The organism is Micromonospora sp. NPDC005710, from assembly GCF_040630995.1.
GTDB lineage: Bacteria > Actinomycetota > Actinomycetes > Mycobacteriales > Micromonosporaceae > Micromonospora.
Window position 1 is genome coordinate 125504 of the sequence record NZ_JBEXYP010000014.1, and the last position, 14882, is coordinate 140385.

At 72.5% G+C, this 14882-nt stretch carries 12 protein-coding genes; 3 read left to right on the top strand and 9 right to left on the bottom strand.

Going from position 1 to position 14882, the window contains the following annotated elements:
- The first annotated feature begins 81 nt into the window (after nucleotides 1–81).
- Both ABZ406_RS20170 and ABZ406_RS20175 read left to right on the top strand, forming a co-directional pair.
- Nucleotides 82–1197 (top strand): ATP-dependent DNA ligase, encoded by a 1116-nt coding sequence (locus ABZ406_RS20170; protein WP_357763672.1) that lies wholly within the window; start codon nucleotides 82–84, stop codon nucleotides 1195–1197.
- Between the two features lie 58 nt (nucleotides 1198–1255).
- A complete protein-coding gene (locus ABZ406_RS20175; RefSeq protein WP_357763840.1) occupies nucleotides 1256–2827 on the top strand; it encodes an alpha/beta hydrolase in 1572 nt (523 codons plus the stop codon).
- Here the strand turns inward: ABZ406_RS20175 and ABZ406_RS20180 are convergent.
- On the bottom strand, nucleotides 2754–3266 hold the full coding sequence (locus ABZ406_RS20180) for an ion channel (RefSeq protein ID WP_357763676.1): 513 nt from the start codon (nucleotides 3264–3266) through the stop codon (nucleotides 2754–2756). The genes ABZ406_RS20175 and ABZ406_RS20180 overlap by 74 nt on opposite strands.
- Nucleotides 3267–3340: 74 nt before the next feature.
- Here ABZ406_RS20180 and ABZ406_RS20185 point away from each other — a divergent pair, with 74 nt between their 5' ends.
- A complete protein-coding gene (locus ABZ406_RS20185; protein WP_357763679.1) occupies nucleotides 3341–3793 on the top strand; it encodes a GNAT family N-acetyltransferase in 453 nt (150 codons plus the stop codon).
- A 643-nt stretch (nucleotides 3794–4436) separates the two neighbouring features.
- On the opposite strand, the gene ABZ406_RS20190 is transcribed toward ABZ406_RS20185, so the two are convergent.
- The 8 genes from ABZ406_RS20190 to ABZ406_RS20225 form a co-directional block, all read right to left on the bottom strand.
- Entirely contained in the window at nucleotides 4437–5177 is a 741-nt protein-coding gene (locus tag ABZ406_RS20190) for an ABC transporter ATP-binding protein (protein WP_357763681.1), read from the bottom strand.
- On the bottom strand, nucleotides 5174–6169 hold the full coding sequence (locus ABZ406_RS20195) for an ABC transporter ATP-binding protein (protein ID WP_357763684.1): 996 nt from the start codon (nucleotides 6167–6169) through the stop codon (nucleotides 5174–5176). The genes ABZ406_RS20190 and ABZ406_RS20195 overlap by 4 nt, the downstream gene beginning before the upstream one ends.
- A 1-nt stretch (nucleotide 6170) precedes the next feature.
- A complete protein-coding gene (locus ABZ406_RS20200; RefSeq protein ID WP_357763688.1) occupies nucleotides 6171–8879 on the bottom strand; it encodes an FtsX-like permease family protein in 2709 nt (902 codons plus the stop codon).
- On the bottom strand, nucleotides 8876–12061 hold the full coding sequence (locus ABZ406_RS20205; protein ID WP_357763690.1) for an ABC transporter permease: 3186 nt from the start codon (nucleotides 12059–12061) through the stop codon (nucleotides 8876–8878). Before ABZ406_RS20205 ends, ABZ406_RS20200 begins: the two co-directional genes overlap by 4 nt.
- A gap of 162 nt (nucleotides 12062–12223) precedes the next feature.
- Complete coding sequence (locus ABZ406_RS20210) at nucleotides 12224–12439, bottom strand: helix-turn-helix transcriptional regulator (RefSeq protein ID WP_030336216.1); 216 nt, start codon at nucleotides 12437–12439, stop codon at nucleotides 12224–12226.
- On the bottom strand, nucleotides 12439–12918 hold the full coding sequence (locus tag ABZ406_RS20215; protein ID WP_357763693.1) for a DUF2975 domain-containing protein: 480 nt from the start codon (nucleotides 12916–12918) through the stop codon (nucleotides 12439–12441). Before ABZ406_RS20215 ends, ABZ406_RS20210 begins: the two co-directional genes overlap by 1 nt.
- Before the next feature lie 31 nt (nucleotides 12919–12949).
- A complete protein-coding gene (locus tag ABZ406_RS20220) occupies nucleotides 12950–13594 on the bottom strand; it encodes a YdeI/OmpD-associated family protein (protein WP_357763695.1) in 645 nt (214 codons plus the stop codon).
- Between the two features lie 21 nt (nucleotides 13595–13615).
- Entirely contained in the window at nucleotides 13616–14758 is a 1143-nt protein-coding gene (locus ABZ406_RS20225) for a hypothetical protein (RefSeq protein WP_357763698.1), read from the bottom strand.
- Nucleotides 14759–14882: the final 124 nt, after the last annotated feature.

Genomic DNA, 14882 nt, shown 5'->3' on the forward strand with positions numbered 1-14882 from the left:
GGCGCGTGGGCGGACACGCCACCCCGCCGTCCAGGGTGATCTGCCTCACGACTGTCAGTGCCGTCTGATTGACTGGTCGGCGTGGACCTGCCGATCAACCCACCGGTCGAGCCGATGCTGGCCAAGAGCGTTCCCAAGCTGCCCACCACACCGGGGGTGACCTACGAGCCCAAGTGGGACGGGTTCCGGTGCATCGTGTTCCGCGACGGCGACGAGGTCGAGTTGGCCAGCCGGGGCGGCAAGTCGATGACCCGCTACTTTCCCGAGGTCGTCGAGCAGGCCCGCCGGCAGCTACCGCAGCGCTGCGCTGTCGACGGGGAGTTGATCGTGATTCGGCGCGACGGGCCGAGCGGCCAGCCCCGGCTGGATTTCGAGCTGCTGGCCCAGCGCGTCCACCCGGCCGCGTCCCGGGTGAAGATGCTGGCCGAGACCACCCCGGCCGACTTCGTCGCGTTCGACCTGCTGGCGATCGGCGACGAGACGCTGCTCGACGAGCCCTACCCGCGCCGTCGTGAGCGGCTGGTCGAGGCCCTGGCCGGGGTGCGCCCGCCGGTGCACGTCACCCCTGTCACCACCGATCCGGACACCGCGCGTCGCTGGTTCGACGTCTTCGAGGGCGCCGGGCTGGACGGTCTGATCGTCAAGCCCGCCGACCTGCCGTACGAGCCGGGCAAGCGACTCATGTTCAAGGTCAAGCACGCCCGCACCGCGGACGCGGTGGTGGCTGGCTTCCGCTGGCACAAGTCCGGCCCGGTGGTGGGCTCGATGCTGCTCGGCCTGTACGACGACGCCGGGGTCCTGCACCACGTGGGCGTGAGCGCGTCGTTCAGCATGGCCCGCCGTGCCGAGCTGCTCGACGAGTTGGCGCCCTATCGGGACGTTGCCGGCGAGCACCCGTGGGTGCACGGCGACCACGAGCGTGGCCAACGCATCCCGGGTGGGGTCAGCAGGTGGACCGGCACCAAGAACCTGGAGTGGGAGCCGGTGCGCCCGGAGCTGGTCATCGAGGTGGGCTACGACGCGATGGAGGGCGAACGGTTCCGGCACACCGCCCAGTTCGTTCGGTGGCGCCCGGACCGTGACCCCCGATCGTGCACCTACGACCAGCTTGAGAGGCCGATCCGCTTCGACGTGGACCAGGTGCTGCGCGGCGACCCGGCGGCCACCGTGGACAGAGGCGCGACCGACTCGGCGTAGCCTGGCCGTCGACCTGATTCCGGAGGACCACGTGACCCGCACCGCCGACCAGCCTCGGATGACGACCAGCCGCCGGGTCCGTCGCACTCTGGCCGCCTTCGGCGTCGCCGCGCTGCTCACCGCCGGCTGCACGCTGCCGGCGTTCGCACCGCGTACCGAGGTGGAGGGCGCGGCCGCGCCGACCGGCAGCGCGCCGACCTGGCGGCCCTGCCCGGAGGTTGCGGACCAGTTGGTCGGGCGGAGCGCACCGAACATGCGCTACGAGTGCACCCGGATCGCGGTTCCCCGTGACTGGGGCACCGGCAGCGGGGCGAGCACCGGTCCGGGCGTCGGGCAGACCTTCGAGATCGCCCTGCTGCGCGCCCGGTCGACGAAACAACGCGACCGGGTGGGCTCGTTGGTCATCAACCCGGGCGGGCCGGGCGGTTCCGGCGTCGACACCGCCGTCTACCTGTCCTTCGGCCCTCAGTTCGGTGGGCTGCCCGCCACGATCACCGAACGCTTCGACATCGTCGGCTTCGACCCGCGCGGGGTCTCCCGGTCCAGCCCGGTCAAGTGCATCTCGGACGCCGACCTGGACGCCAGCTTCGGCTTCGACCCGGACCCGTCGAGCCAGGCGGCGTTCGATGGCTTCGTCGGCCTGAGCCAGCGGATCGGGCGCGGCTGCGGCGACCGTTACGGCGACCAGTTGCCGTTGTACGGCACCGAGCAGGCCGCCCGCGACATGGACGCGGTACGCGCCGCCGTGGGCGACGACAAGCTCACCTACCTGGGCTACTCGTACGGCACCCTGCTCGGCGCGACCTACGCCCAGCTCTACCCGCAGCGGGTGCGGGCGTTGGTGCTCGACGGCGCTGTCGACCCGCAGCAGCGGCTGGTGGAGGGCTCGGAGAGCCAGGCCCGCGGCTTCGAACGGGCCTTCACCAACTTCACCCGCTGGTGTACGGCGAACGCCGGCCGCTGCCCGATCGCCCCGGACGCCCGGGCCGCTGTCACCTCCGCCATCGACAAGGCGAAGGTCTCCCCGGTACGCGACCCCGACGGTCGGGAGGCCACCGCCGGCTGGGTGTTCTACGCGGTCATCTCCTCCCTCTACACCGAGTCCGGCTGGCAGGAGCTGGCCCAGGCGATCGACAAGCTGGCCGAGGGCGACCCGAAGGACGTGTTCCGGCTCGCCGACGCGTACGCCGGCCGGGAGGACGACGGGCACTACTCGAACCTGTTCGACGCCAACCTGGCCGTCAACTGCGCCGACGAGACGGAGAAGCCGAGCCGAGCGCAGATCCGGCAGTTGCAGTCCGAGTGGCGCGGGAAATACCCGCTGTTCGGGCCGGCGTTGGCGGTTGGCATGCTGAGCTGCGTCGAGTGGCCGGGCGGGCGTGACCCGTACCCGACCGGCAAGGCGAACGGCGCGCCGCCGATCGTGGTGGTCGGCACCACCGGCGACCCCGCGACGCCATATGAGCAGACCCCACGGCTCGCGTCGATGCTGGGCGTCGGTCGGGTGCTCACCTGGGAGGGTGAGGGGCACACCGCCTACCCGCAGACGTCCTGCATCACGAACGCCGTCGACGCGTACCTGATCGACCTGACCGTGCCGCCGGAGGGGAAGCGCTGCCCGCCCCGCTGACCGGCCGGGTCGGCGGCAGTGGGGGCAGATCGATCCCCTGCCGGGTGGCCAACTCCTCCAGCAGCGCCCGCATCCGGCGCACGTCGGCCTTGAGCTGCTCCTGCTCCTCATGCTCGAAGGCGTCGTCGTCGACGATGAGCCGGCTCGCGAAGTGCGCGGTGATCAGCGGAATGACCAGCAGCACCATTGTCGAGATGAGCAACGCGGCCAGTGTGCGGCCCGCCCAGGTGGTCGGCGAGATGTCGCCGTATCCGACGGTGGAGGCGGTCACCACCGCCCACCAGACGGCGTCCGCCGGGCTGCGCTGCTCGACCTCCCCGTAGATGACCCCGGCCACCACGATCATCAACAGGTACGAGGTGATGAGCGTGCGGGGCGAGTTCGCGAACCACACCAACGCCCGGTACACCCAGCGGAACGGCAGTAGCACTAGCTCCATGTCGCCCCATGCTGCCCGTTGCCCGCAACCGGCACAGACCCATTCGCCGGCTTCGCTGTGCCAGGCTGACCGACATGACCGACGTGATCTACCGGGAGGCGGTCCGCGCTGACCTGCCCGCCGTCATCGCCCTGCTCGCCGACGACGTCCTGGGCAAGGCCCGCGACTTCACCGAGGTCGACGAGGCGTACGAGAGGGCGTTCGCTGCCATCGACACGGACCCGCGCAACCAGCTGATCGTGGCCGAGCAGGCCGGCGAGCTGGTCGGCTGCCTCCAGATCACGTACATCCCGGGTCTGGGTCGGCACGGCAGCGAGCGGTCGCTGATCGAGTCGGTCCGGGTCCGCTCCGACCAGCGCGGCCAGGGGCTGGGCCGGGACCTGATGACCTGGGCGGTCGACCAGGCCCGGCAGCGGGGCTGCGCGCTGGTGCAGCTCACCACCGACAAGACCCGCGACGATGCACACCGCTTCTATCTGGGCCTGGGCTTCGTGGCCAGCCACGAGGGCATGAAGCTCGCCCTCTGACCCGGGTCGGCGCCACCCTCCGCTGCTGCCGCCGCCGCCACGGGCACGGCGCGGGCACGGCGCGGGCGCGGGCACGGGCACGGCCCGGGCGCGGACACGGCCCGGGCGCGGACACGGCCCGGGCGCGGGCGGCAACGATCGACGATGGGCGGCCGCGCGCGACGCCGGCCGGCAGCCCTTCGCGCACCGGCCGCCCCTGCGCCCACGACACGGCCCGCGCGCGCATCCGACGGCCCTCGCGGCCGGCCGCCCCTCGCCACCACTCCACCGGCGCTATCGAGCTGATGTCGCGGATGAATCACCCACCGATTCGTTCACGACATCAGCTCCATAGGGAGCGCAACCACCGCCTCGCCCCAGCCGCACCGTGGCGGCGGACCCGAGGGCCCCGACCCGCCCGACCCGCACGACCCGCCTGCACGACCCGCCCGCACGACCCGCCCGCACGCACGCACGCCCGCACGCACGCCCGCCTGCACGCCCGCACGCACGCACGCACGCACGCACGCACGCACGCCGAGGCACGTTAGGCGTGCAGCACACCCCCGCGCAGCCCGTCAGGTGGCGGCGTCAGCCATGCCAGCCAGGTCCGTCGCGACGACCCCAGGTAGAGGCCACCGTGGCACTGTCGAGCGGTACCCGCTCAGCCGTCGACCAGGCGGCCGTCGCGCAGGACGAGCACCCGGTCGGCGAGGTCGATCAGGGCCGGGTCGTGTGTGGCCACCAGCGCCGTCATGCCCCGGGCGTGCACCACCGCGCGCAGCAGGTCCATGATGGACCGCCCGGTCTCCGAGTCGAGCTGACCGGTGGGCTCGTCGGCGATGAGCAGGTCCGGTTCGTTGGCCAACGCACGGGCCACCGCGACCCGCTGCTGCTGGCCGCCGGACAGCTCGTACGGGCGCTGGGCGGCGTGCCCGCCAAGGCCGACCAGCTCCAACAGCACCGCGACGCGTTCCTCCCGCTCCGCGGCGGGCACCTGCGCCAGCCGCAACGGCACGCCCACGTTCTCGGCGGCGGAGAGGATCGGCACCAGCCCGAAGGTCTGGAACACGAACCCGACGGTGCCCCGGCGCAGCCGCAGCAACTCCGCCTCCCCGGCCGAGGTCACGTCGTGCCCGGCCACCACCACCTGGCCGTGGTCCGGCCGGTCCAGCCCGCCGATCAGGTTCAGCAGCGTGGTCTTGCCGGCCCCGGACCGACCTCGGACGGCGACCAGCTCACCCCGGTTGGCGGTGAACGACACGTCCCGCACCGCGTGCACGGCGTGCTCACCCCGACCGAAGGTCCGGCTGACCCCACTGACCCGGACCACCTCGTCGGGGCCCACCGAGGGCGCTCCGCCGGAACCGGCAGCGCCGCTCACCACCACGTCCTGCCGGCTCATGCCCGTGCCCCCCGCTCGTCCGAGGCCCGCTCGCCGGGCCGTACCTGCACATGGTCCGGCTCCAGGTCGAGCCGGACCCGCTCCTTCAGCGAGAGCGCGTCGACGAACGCGGCGGGCAGCTGCATCCGACCGTTGCGGTCCAGCACCGCGTACTCCTCGCTCACCAACTCGGTGTTGCCGTCCGCGTCGATCCGGGCGGTCCGGCGTACCTCGGAGGCGGTTCGGCCGTCGCGGATCGCGACGGTCCGGCGGACCTGGGTGGCCACGGCGTGGTCGTGGGTCACGACCACGATCGTCACGCCCAGCTCGGCGTTGATGGTGCGTAGCGCCCCGAAGACCTCAGCGCCGGTGGCCTCGTCCAGTTCACCTGTCGGCTCGTCGGCGAAGAGCACCTCCGGGTCGTTGGCCACCGCCACCGCCACGGCCACCCGCTGCTGTTCGCCACCGCTGAGCTGCCCCGGCCGCCGGTCGGCGCAGTAGCCCACACCGACCAGGTCGAGCAGTTCCCGGGCCCGCTCCCGGCGGGCCTTACCGCCGCGCTTGCCGGCCAACTGCATCGGCAGCTCGACGTTCTCCAGCGCGTTGAGGTACGGCAGCAGGTTGCGGCCGGTCTGCTGCCAGACGAACCCGACCAACTGCCGCCGGTAGCTCAACCGTCGCTTGGCGGACAGCGAGAGCAGGTCGTAGTCGGCCACCCGCGCGATACCGGCGGTCGGGGTGTCCAGGCCGGAGAGGATGTTGAGCAGTGTCGACTTGCCCGAACCGGAGGCACCGACGATCGCCACCAGCTCGCCCCGGTCGATGACCAGGTCGAGCCCCTGCAGGGCGACCACCTCCACCCCCTCGGTCTTGAAGATGCGCACCAGGCCGTCGCAGACGATGTGCCCGCGGAGGCGGTCCTGCCCGCCGGCCCGCTCGGCGGCGCGTTGTGCGGCCCGCTGTTGCAGGGCGGCCAGGTCCGGCACCAGTGGAGTCTGGGCGGTAGCGGTCATCTCAGCTCTCCTCTCCGAGCCGAAGCACCTCTCCGAGGCGCAACCGGCGGTTGTTCAGGGCCTCGACGGCGACCGCGAAGCCGAGGGCGATCGCCCCGAGCGCGAGCACCGCGGCGACCAGGCTGGGCTCGAAGGCCACCCGGACCGGCACACCACTGGTGAACGCGGACAGGCCGAGCACCGGGTTGAGCAGCAGGGGCAGCACCGTGCCGACAAGCGCACCGGTCAGCACCGACACGGCGACCAGCGGGGTCAACTCGACAAGCAGCAGCCCCCGCCACTGCCGGCGGGACAGGCCGAGGGTGCGCAGTCGGGACAGCACCTGGCCCCGGGCGCGCGCGCCGGCCAGCACTGTGAACGCGATGGCCAACAGCCCGAGCAGCGTGCCGCCGACGGCCCCGGCCACGAAACCGAACGCCAGCACCCCGTTCGCCCCGCCCTCGCCGAGATCGCGGCGGACGTCCGCGCGGGTGTCGACGGTGACCCCGATCGGCCGTTCCCGACCGGTGACGGTGCCGTCCCGCTGGTAGCGCTCCTGCCCCTGGTCGCCGGCGACGCGCAGCGCCTCGGCGTCCAGGGAGTCCCCGGCGATCAGCAGGCTGGTCGGCACCGGGGCGGTGGTCCGCGTCGGCAGTGCCTGCCAGGGCAGGATCACGAACCGGCGGGCGTTCGCCGCCAGCAACGGGAACCCGTCCTGGGTGGCGGCCACCCGGAACTCGTACCGCTGGCCCTGCACCGAGATGAAGGCGGAGTCGTCGAGCCCGGCCTTCGCCAGGTCGGCGGCGATCGCCGGTGACACGATCGCCGGCAGCGGACCCGGGCCGGGCCCGGCGGTGCGCAGCGCGGCCGGAACCGGGAGGTCCACACCGGATTCGCGGGCGATGGTGTCCAACCCCGAACCGTCGACGAGCAGCACGTCCGTCTGCTCGATGAAGGCGTCGGTGCCGGCCTCGTCGGACGCGAACCGTTCGTCGTCCTCGAACAGCACCCGGGTGACGGCCCGGACCCCCGGCAGGCGACCCAGCTCGTCGATGGTGTCGGGTGCGAAGCGCTCCCCGTGGATCACCGCGTCGGCGGGGACGATCTGCGCGGCGGCCCGTTCCCGACTCGCGTCGACGCCGGCGGCCACTACCGCGCAGAACGCCGCGGTGCCGATCGCCAGCACCACCACGACGAGCGGGGCGGCGACCGCCGCGCGGCCGGCGCGGGCCGTGCCGAGGAAGGCCACGCTGCCCCGGGTCCGCGCGGCCAGCCGGCTGACCAGCAACAACGGCCAGGGGTACGCCCGCAGCGCCAGCACCGCCGCCGCGACAGCGAGGAGCACCGGCACTGACACCAGCAGTGGGTCCACCTCGCCGAGGGTCAGGCCACGTCGACGCAGCAGTACGGCGGCGAGCCCGGCCAGGAGCAGCAGGGAGACCTCCACGGTGAGTCGGCGGGCCGATGGGCGTACGCGGATCAGATCCCGACGTGCCGCCCCGCCGGCCGGCACCGCCAGCGTCGCCACCGGCAGCGCCAGCGTGACGAGCACCGTCACCACGATGACGTACGGCGTGGTCGGGTCCGGGGCACCGGGGAACAGCGTGCCCAACCACCAGCCCAGCGCGGCGGCGACCGGCACCACCAGCACCGACTCGGCGAGGCTGCGCCGGGCGCCGGCGGTGGCTCCGCCGCCACGGGCCCGTAGCAGCGCGAACTCCGAGCGACGCCGTCTGATGGCGAGGCTGGCCGCGAGCACGATGAGCCCCGCCAGCGTGGCCAGTACGCCGGCCGCGATCACCGCGAGCAGGGTCCGGACGGCGTCGATCTGGGCGGCGAACGCCCGCAACGGCACGTCGACGCCCTGGGTCAGGGTGATCCCTTCCGGCTGTTTGCGCTGCATCACCTGAAGGCCGTCGATCATCTGGTCCAGCTCGCGTGCGTCGATCCGGTCGACACCCAGTCGGTACCGCCAGGTGGACTGGATCGGCCAGCCCTCCGCGGCCCGCTTGTTCAGCGGCGACTGCGCGACGACGCCGACGATGACGAACGGCTGGCCGTCACCCTGCGGTTCGATGATCCGCAGCAACTGTGGGAGCCCGTCCCAGATGCCGTTGCCGCTGTCGACGGGGCGGAACAGCCCGGTCACCGCCAGCGGGACACCGTCGACGAGTCGGCCCTTGTCATCGGCTGTGCCGATGCGCAGTTGGCTGCCGGCGCGCAGGTTGAGCTTGTGGGCCACGTCGACGTCGAGCGCCACCTCTATCGGCCGGTCGGGAACGTACGTCTCACTCGGCCACGCCCCGGCGACGAGGGTGCTCGCCCCCTGGATGTCGGGCATGGCCCGCAGACCCATGTCGACGAGCAGGTTGCGGGCCTTCAGGTCCGGCCCGACCACCCGGGCCGCCGTGGTCTCGACGCTGTACCACCGGTCGGTCACGGCCGAGCGCACCTGCGGCGGCATCTCCGCGGCGAGGGTGTCGAACCGCTCGGCGGCGCTGCCCATCGCCGTCCGCTGCGACGTCATCGCCGCCGGGCTGGTGGTGTACGAGATGTCCCGGCGGGCAGCCGGCTCGCTGGTGAGCTGTGTTCGCAGCCCCTGTTCGGCGAGCCTGTTGACCAGCCGAGGCACTCCACTGATCAGCAGCGTGACCACCAGTGTCAGCACCGCCAGCAGCAGGAACTGCCCCCCGTACGCCCGGACCCGCCGGACGGCCGCTCCGACGTTCATCGCTCTCCCCCGATTCGCAGCTGCACCGCCGCCACCCGCTGACGGATGCCGGTGGCGATGAACGCGCTGAAGGCGAGCGCCGCCAGCAGCAGACCGACAGCGGTCAGGCCGATCGGCACCCACGGCAGCACGAACGCCGCCGGGGGCGTCGGCCGACCGGCGGCCGGGGTGAGGATGACAAGTGGGGCCATCGTCGCGCCGACCGCGGTGCCGAGTAGCAACCCGACGCCCACGCCGATGCCGGCGAGGAACGTCTGTTCGGCAAGCAACGCCCGGGCCATCAGCCGGGGCGTGGCACCCAGGGTGTGCAGGACCGCGAACTCGCCGAGCCGACGCCGGGCGGTGGCCCACACGTCCACCACCAGGCCGACGAGGGCGAGCAGCACCGCGCCGAGAGCGGCGGCGAGCATTCCGGTACGCGAGCCGCGCCAGTACGGGTCGTCGGCGGCCGCCTCGATGGCCGCCTCCCGGTTGAGCACCGTGACGCCGGGGAGCGCGCTGGCCCCGTGGGCGGCGGCGTTAGCGTCACCGGCCCCGACCCACCATTCCGGCACCTGTCGCACTGCGCCGCTGCTGCGGATCATCGAGTCGACAGCGGCCGGAAGGTCCAGCAGGACGCCTTCCCCGGTGGTGGTCGGCACGGCGGCCAACTCGCCGACCAGGTGCACCGGCAGTGTCGCCCCGGAGAGGGTCAGGTCGACTGTGTCGCCGACGCGCAGGCTGAGGGCGTTGACGACCCCTGGGGTCATCAACACCGGTACGGCCTTGTTGGCTCCGCCCGGCACGACAGCGAACCGGGTGGGTGGCTGGTACGCGAACTGCCCGCCGGGGATCACCTCGACCGCGCGGGCAGCGGCGAACCCGGCGCCGGTGGTCCGTACCGGTGCGGGCTCCTGCCCGAGGGCGGTCATGGCCCAGTCGCCGCTCAGTTCGGTCGGTTGTTTCGTGCCGTCGGCCGTGACCACCGTCAGCCCGTCCACCTGGAGCTCGTAGAAGTTGCCGGCGGCCAACCCACCGTCGGCCTCGAAGCCGGCCAGCCGCAGCCGCGCTCCGCCGAGGTCGGGCAGTCGCGCGGTGAACGGGGCGGCCCGGCCGTCGCCGTCGGCGTTGGCGGCCGGCAGCCGCAGGGCGAGCCCGTCGGGGGTGGTGACCAGCAGCGTCACAGCGACCTTCAGCGACCGGGCGGCGTTGCTCACCGGGGTACGGATCGTGCCGGTGATCGCACGCGCCCCGGCGGGCAGCTCGACGCCGGCAGGCTCTCCCCGCGCGCCGACCATCCTCCGGTACTGCTCCGACGCCGACCCGTCGCCGAGGCGGTCGGCGAGCCGGACGACGCCCGGCGCGCTGGCCGGGTCGACACCGATCACTGTCGCCGGAAGGTTTTCCCGCCCGACCCGGATCTCGTCCCGCCAGGCCGGCAGCACCCGGTGCACGCTGGGCAGCGCGGCGAGTTCACCGGCCCGGGTCGGTGGGGCGCCCCCAGCGCGTTCGGTGACCCGGAGGTCTGCGCCGACCGTGTGGCCGGCCTGTTCGACCTGGGACCGCTCCCCGGTGCTGATCAGGGACCAGGCCAGGGTGCTGCCGCCGACGGCGAGGGCGAGCAGCAGGACCGGGCCGGCGTGCGGCCGCCGCCCCGCCTGCCACATGCCGAACATGGTGGCGGTCCAGGGGCGTCGGTCGACGAACCGCTCCGCGAACCGGGTGAGCGGCGGGAGCACCCGCAGCGCCAGCACGGCACCGGCCAGCACGCCGAGCGTCGGGGCGGCCACCAGCAGCGGGTCGAGCCCGAGCTGGCCGCCGGACCCGGCCAGCGGGGAGGCGTACCGGCGGAGCTGCACCCAGGCGAGCACGGCGAGCGCCACGAGCACCAGGTCGACGCTCGCGCGCTGGACGCTCGCGGCCCGGTTCGGTCGGGACCGGGCGGCCATGTCGGCGACGTACGTCCCGGCGCCGCGCAGCGTCGGAAGGACCATGGCGACGAGGCAGCCGGCCGCGGTGGCCGCTGCCGCCGCCCAGACCAGTGTGGTGTTGCCGCCGGCGGTGGAGAGGTCACCCGAGCCGCCGGGTCGGATGTAGCGAAGCGCCTCCCCGGCGATCAGTGGACCCAGCACGGCGGCCGGGGCGACCACCAGTGTCGCCTCACGGGCGGCCAGGCCGGCCAACTGCCGACGGGCGGCACCACGGGCACGCAGCAGCGCGGTCTGTGGGCGGCGGTCCTCGTGCAGCAACGCGGCGACGAGCACCAGCGCGTACCCGGCGAGCACCAGGATGAGCAGCAGCGGGGTGGCCAGCGACGAGCGACCCACCAGGTCGGCTCGGGCGATCCGGTCCAGCAACTGCGGCATCTTCGTCACGGTCTGCCCGGAGCTGCCCAGCTGGGCGGCCTCGGGCACTGCCGAGACGGCCTCGGTGAGGGCTTTCCGCACGGCGGGCAGTGCGGCGGTGTCGACGCCGCCGAGGTCGGGCTGGGCCAGCCAGGATGCCGACACCGAGCCGGGGAAGGTGGCCGCGAAGTCGGCCGGGTCGAGCGTGAACGGCCCGTACGAGGTGCCGGAGCCGGCACTGCCGGCGCCCACGCCGGGGGCCAGCAGCCAGTACGCGTCGGTCGGGTCGCGGGGCCGCCAGGTGCCGGCGAGCACCAACTCGCTCCGTCGCTCGGTGGCCCGGTCACGCACCGGGACGCGTTCACCGACGGTCAGGCCGAGGGCGCCGGCGACCCGCTCGGGCAGGCTCACCTGGACGGGGTTCGCTCCGGGTCGGGGCCAGGCTCCGCTGGTCAGCTCCGCGTGGCTGGCGAGGTCGGCGAGCGTGGCCAGGTTCGCGAAGACCGGCTCGTCGCCCGTACGCGGAATCTGCCCGAGGTCGCCGGTCAGCTCCCGTCCGGTCCCGTAGCGGGCGGAGGTGACACTGACCGGGACGCCGCCGAGCCCGGTGGCGAAGTCGGTGCGGACCGCCGTGTCCCGGCTGGCGAACTCCTTCGCGTCTCGGCCACCAGAGCCACTGACCAGAAGGCCGCGCTCCTCGGCGGGCGAGGCGGCGACCAGAGCTCGCTGCCCGGCGTCCACCGCCCGACGGTTGTAGTCGGACAGCCCGGTGACCAACGCGACGGCAACGAGGGCAGCGATCACCGCCGCGACCAGCAACCCTCGCGCCTCGCGGGCCCGCCTCCACACCAGCTTCATCCGACGCCTCCCCTGGCCCTGGCGGGCCGACGACCATCAAGACAGGCCACCTACCGGGAAAGGTTCGCGCCCGTTACATGATCGTTATTACGGAGAGGCCGGCTCAGGCCGGTCAGCAGGCCTGGGCGGCCACGAGGACGGCGGCGACGGTCACTGCGTACCTCATGGGGTTTCCTCCTCGACCCACTCCAGCAGGTCTCCGGGCTGGCAGTCGAGGACGCGGCACATCGCTTCGAGGGTGCTGAACCGGACCGCCTTGGCCCGGCCGTTCTTCAGCACCGCCACGTTGGCGGGGGTGAGCCCGACGCGCTCGGCGAACTCACCGACGCTCATCTTGCGCTTGGCCAACTCCACGTCGATGCGGACGACGATGGGCATCAGATCACCGCTTCCATGTCGGTCCGCAGGGTGGTGGCCTGCCGCAACAGCGCCCGCATGACCACCATGAGGAGCCCCAGCACTGTGACGCCCACCGTCAGCAGGAACAGCAGCAGCGGCACCCCGGGGTCGTCCGCGTTGAACCCGACCCAGAGGAAGACCGCCACCAGCACCACCCAGGCGGCGGCGATGGCCCAGACGATGGCGTCCACCCACTTGAGGGACGCCTCGGTGAAGATGCGGTCGTTCTTGACCAGGCTGAGTAGCTGCCACGTCGCGACGATGACCACCTGGACGCAGAGCACCCAGAAGACCGTCACGGCGGTCGCCGGCCACCTGAGGTGGGCGTCCTGCGGCGACTGCTCGGCCATGTACGCGAACTGCCCGGGCAGCGAGAGGGTCTGGAACACCACCAGGACCCCGAACAGCACCACGAGGAAGACTCGGAGAGCGGCAACCGCTCGATGCTCAGTAACCATGCATCGAGTTTCGCTCGTTACCTATCGAAAGTCAATCGGTTTTCTCAAGGCCTGCGCCGACCGACGGCGTCGTCGGCCCGGCGGCCGGTCTGGCCTTCTGGGGGTAGAAGGTCTCGTGCCGGGCCAGCATCGCGACGAACTCAACGATCTTGCGTTCGCGGGTCTCGATGCGCTTGACGGCGTTGAGCCGATAAATGAGAGCGAACCGGTTGGCCTTGGTGAGGACATCGAGCATCGCCTGGGCGGCGGGCTCGGCGGCGATGGCAGCGAGCAGGTCGGCTGGCACCTCGGCCTCGGACGGCGGGGCGTACGCCGCCGCCCACCGCCCGTCCGCCTTCGCGGCGTCCACCGCCGCGCGGCCGGACGGTTGCATCCGCCCCTGCTCCTCCAGCCGGGCCACGTTCGCCACGTTGCGTTGGGACCAGGAACTACGCGCCCGGCGCGGGGTGAACCGGATCCAGGAGGACTCCTCGTCGCGTTTCCTGGCCTGCCCGTCGATCCAGCCGAAGCACAGACCCTCGTCGACCGTCTGCTGCCAGGTCAGTGTCGTGACCGTGCCGCCCTTCCTGGACAGGGCGAGCCAGACGCCGGGCGACGTGGCGTGGTTGGCCGCCAGCCATGCGCGGAGGGCCTCGGCGTCCGCGACGATCAACTCATCCAGCTCTGCGCTCGCCATGACGGCAGGCTAACCGCTGGGTCAGACGTTCGATCTCCGGCTCGGATCGTTGATCTGACGCCGGAAGACGAGGTACGCGCTCAGGTTCGCGAACAGCATCACCAGCCCGATCACCGAGGCCAGCAACCCCACGTCAAGGCTCGGCAGCGCCACGAAGGTCAGCGCGGCGAGCACGATGGCGAAGATGTTGAGGAAGGTGAAGGCCAGCACCAACTCGTTGAGCAGGCGGGAACGGCGGTCCTGAAGGCGACCGACCAACTGCTGGTGCAACGTCCGGACGAAGTCGAGCCGCTCGTCCAGCGTCGTGAGGACGAGCTGGAACTTCCACTGCTGCTCCAACGCGTTCCAGACCGTGCCTCCGGCCGCGTCGAGGTGCGCCTCCACCGAGGAGTACCCGAGCCGGAACAGGCGGATGCGGTGGTAACCGGTGAGGATGCGTTCGGCCTGCTCCTCGAGGGCGCTCATCGAGATGTTGGCGCGCCCCGGGTCGATCCGGGACAGCTCCGCCGACAGCACCGCGTCGTATCGCAGGGCCGCGGCCCAGCAGACGTGGTGCACCCCGGTCAGTCGCGACAACAGCTGGGCCGGGCGGGCTTCGAAGTCACTGACCACCGCAGTGGTGTGCGAGCCGACCCGCAACACGCCGTCCCTGGCTCCGTCGGGCGTGCAGTCCACCCCGTCCGGGGTCAACTCCTCGGCGATGGCGCGCCGCCGCGCCGCATCGCAGTCCCTCTCGACGCGGACGGCGAAGGTGGCGTTGGCCCAGAGCACGAACACCTCGTCCGCACCGTCCGGCGCCGGCAGGGTGGCGCGGAGAATCCGGGTCACCGCGGGCACCATCAGCTGGACCGCCGGGGCGACCTCGGCGACCACGTCACCGCTGGCGACGATGCCGTCCGGGAGCTGGTAGGTGATGCACAGCAGACCGCAGTCGACGTTCCACACGCTGACCCGGGCGGAGACGACCTGCCAGGCCCCGGCATCAGTGGTCGGCAACAGCGCCGCCTCGACCTCGTCCCCGGCGGCCCGCAGGATCTCCGGGCCACCGCTGATCTCCATGGTCGGCCGTGGCATGCTGCCCAGCAGTTCGTCGAGCAGCCGTTGCCCGTACGGCTGCAACGCAAGATCGGTGAGCCCGTCGGTGACTCTCCACTGTGGTGGCACGACACATCGGGGGCCGGTCTCAGCCGAGAGCTGACACGGGAAATAGGCAACCACTCGTATCGACGTGACGTCCTTCACCACCGCGACCTTTCCCCGATCAACCTGTGCAGGGTATCGACAGAGT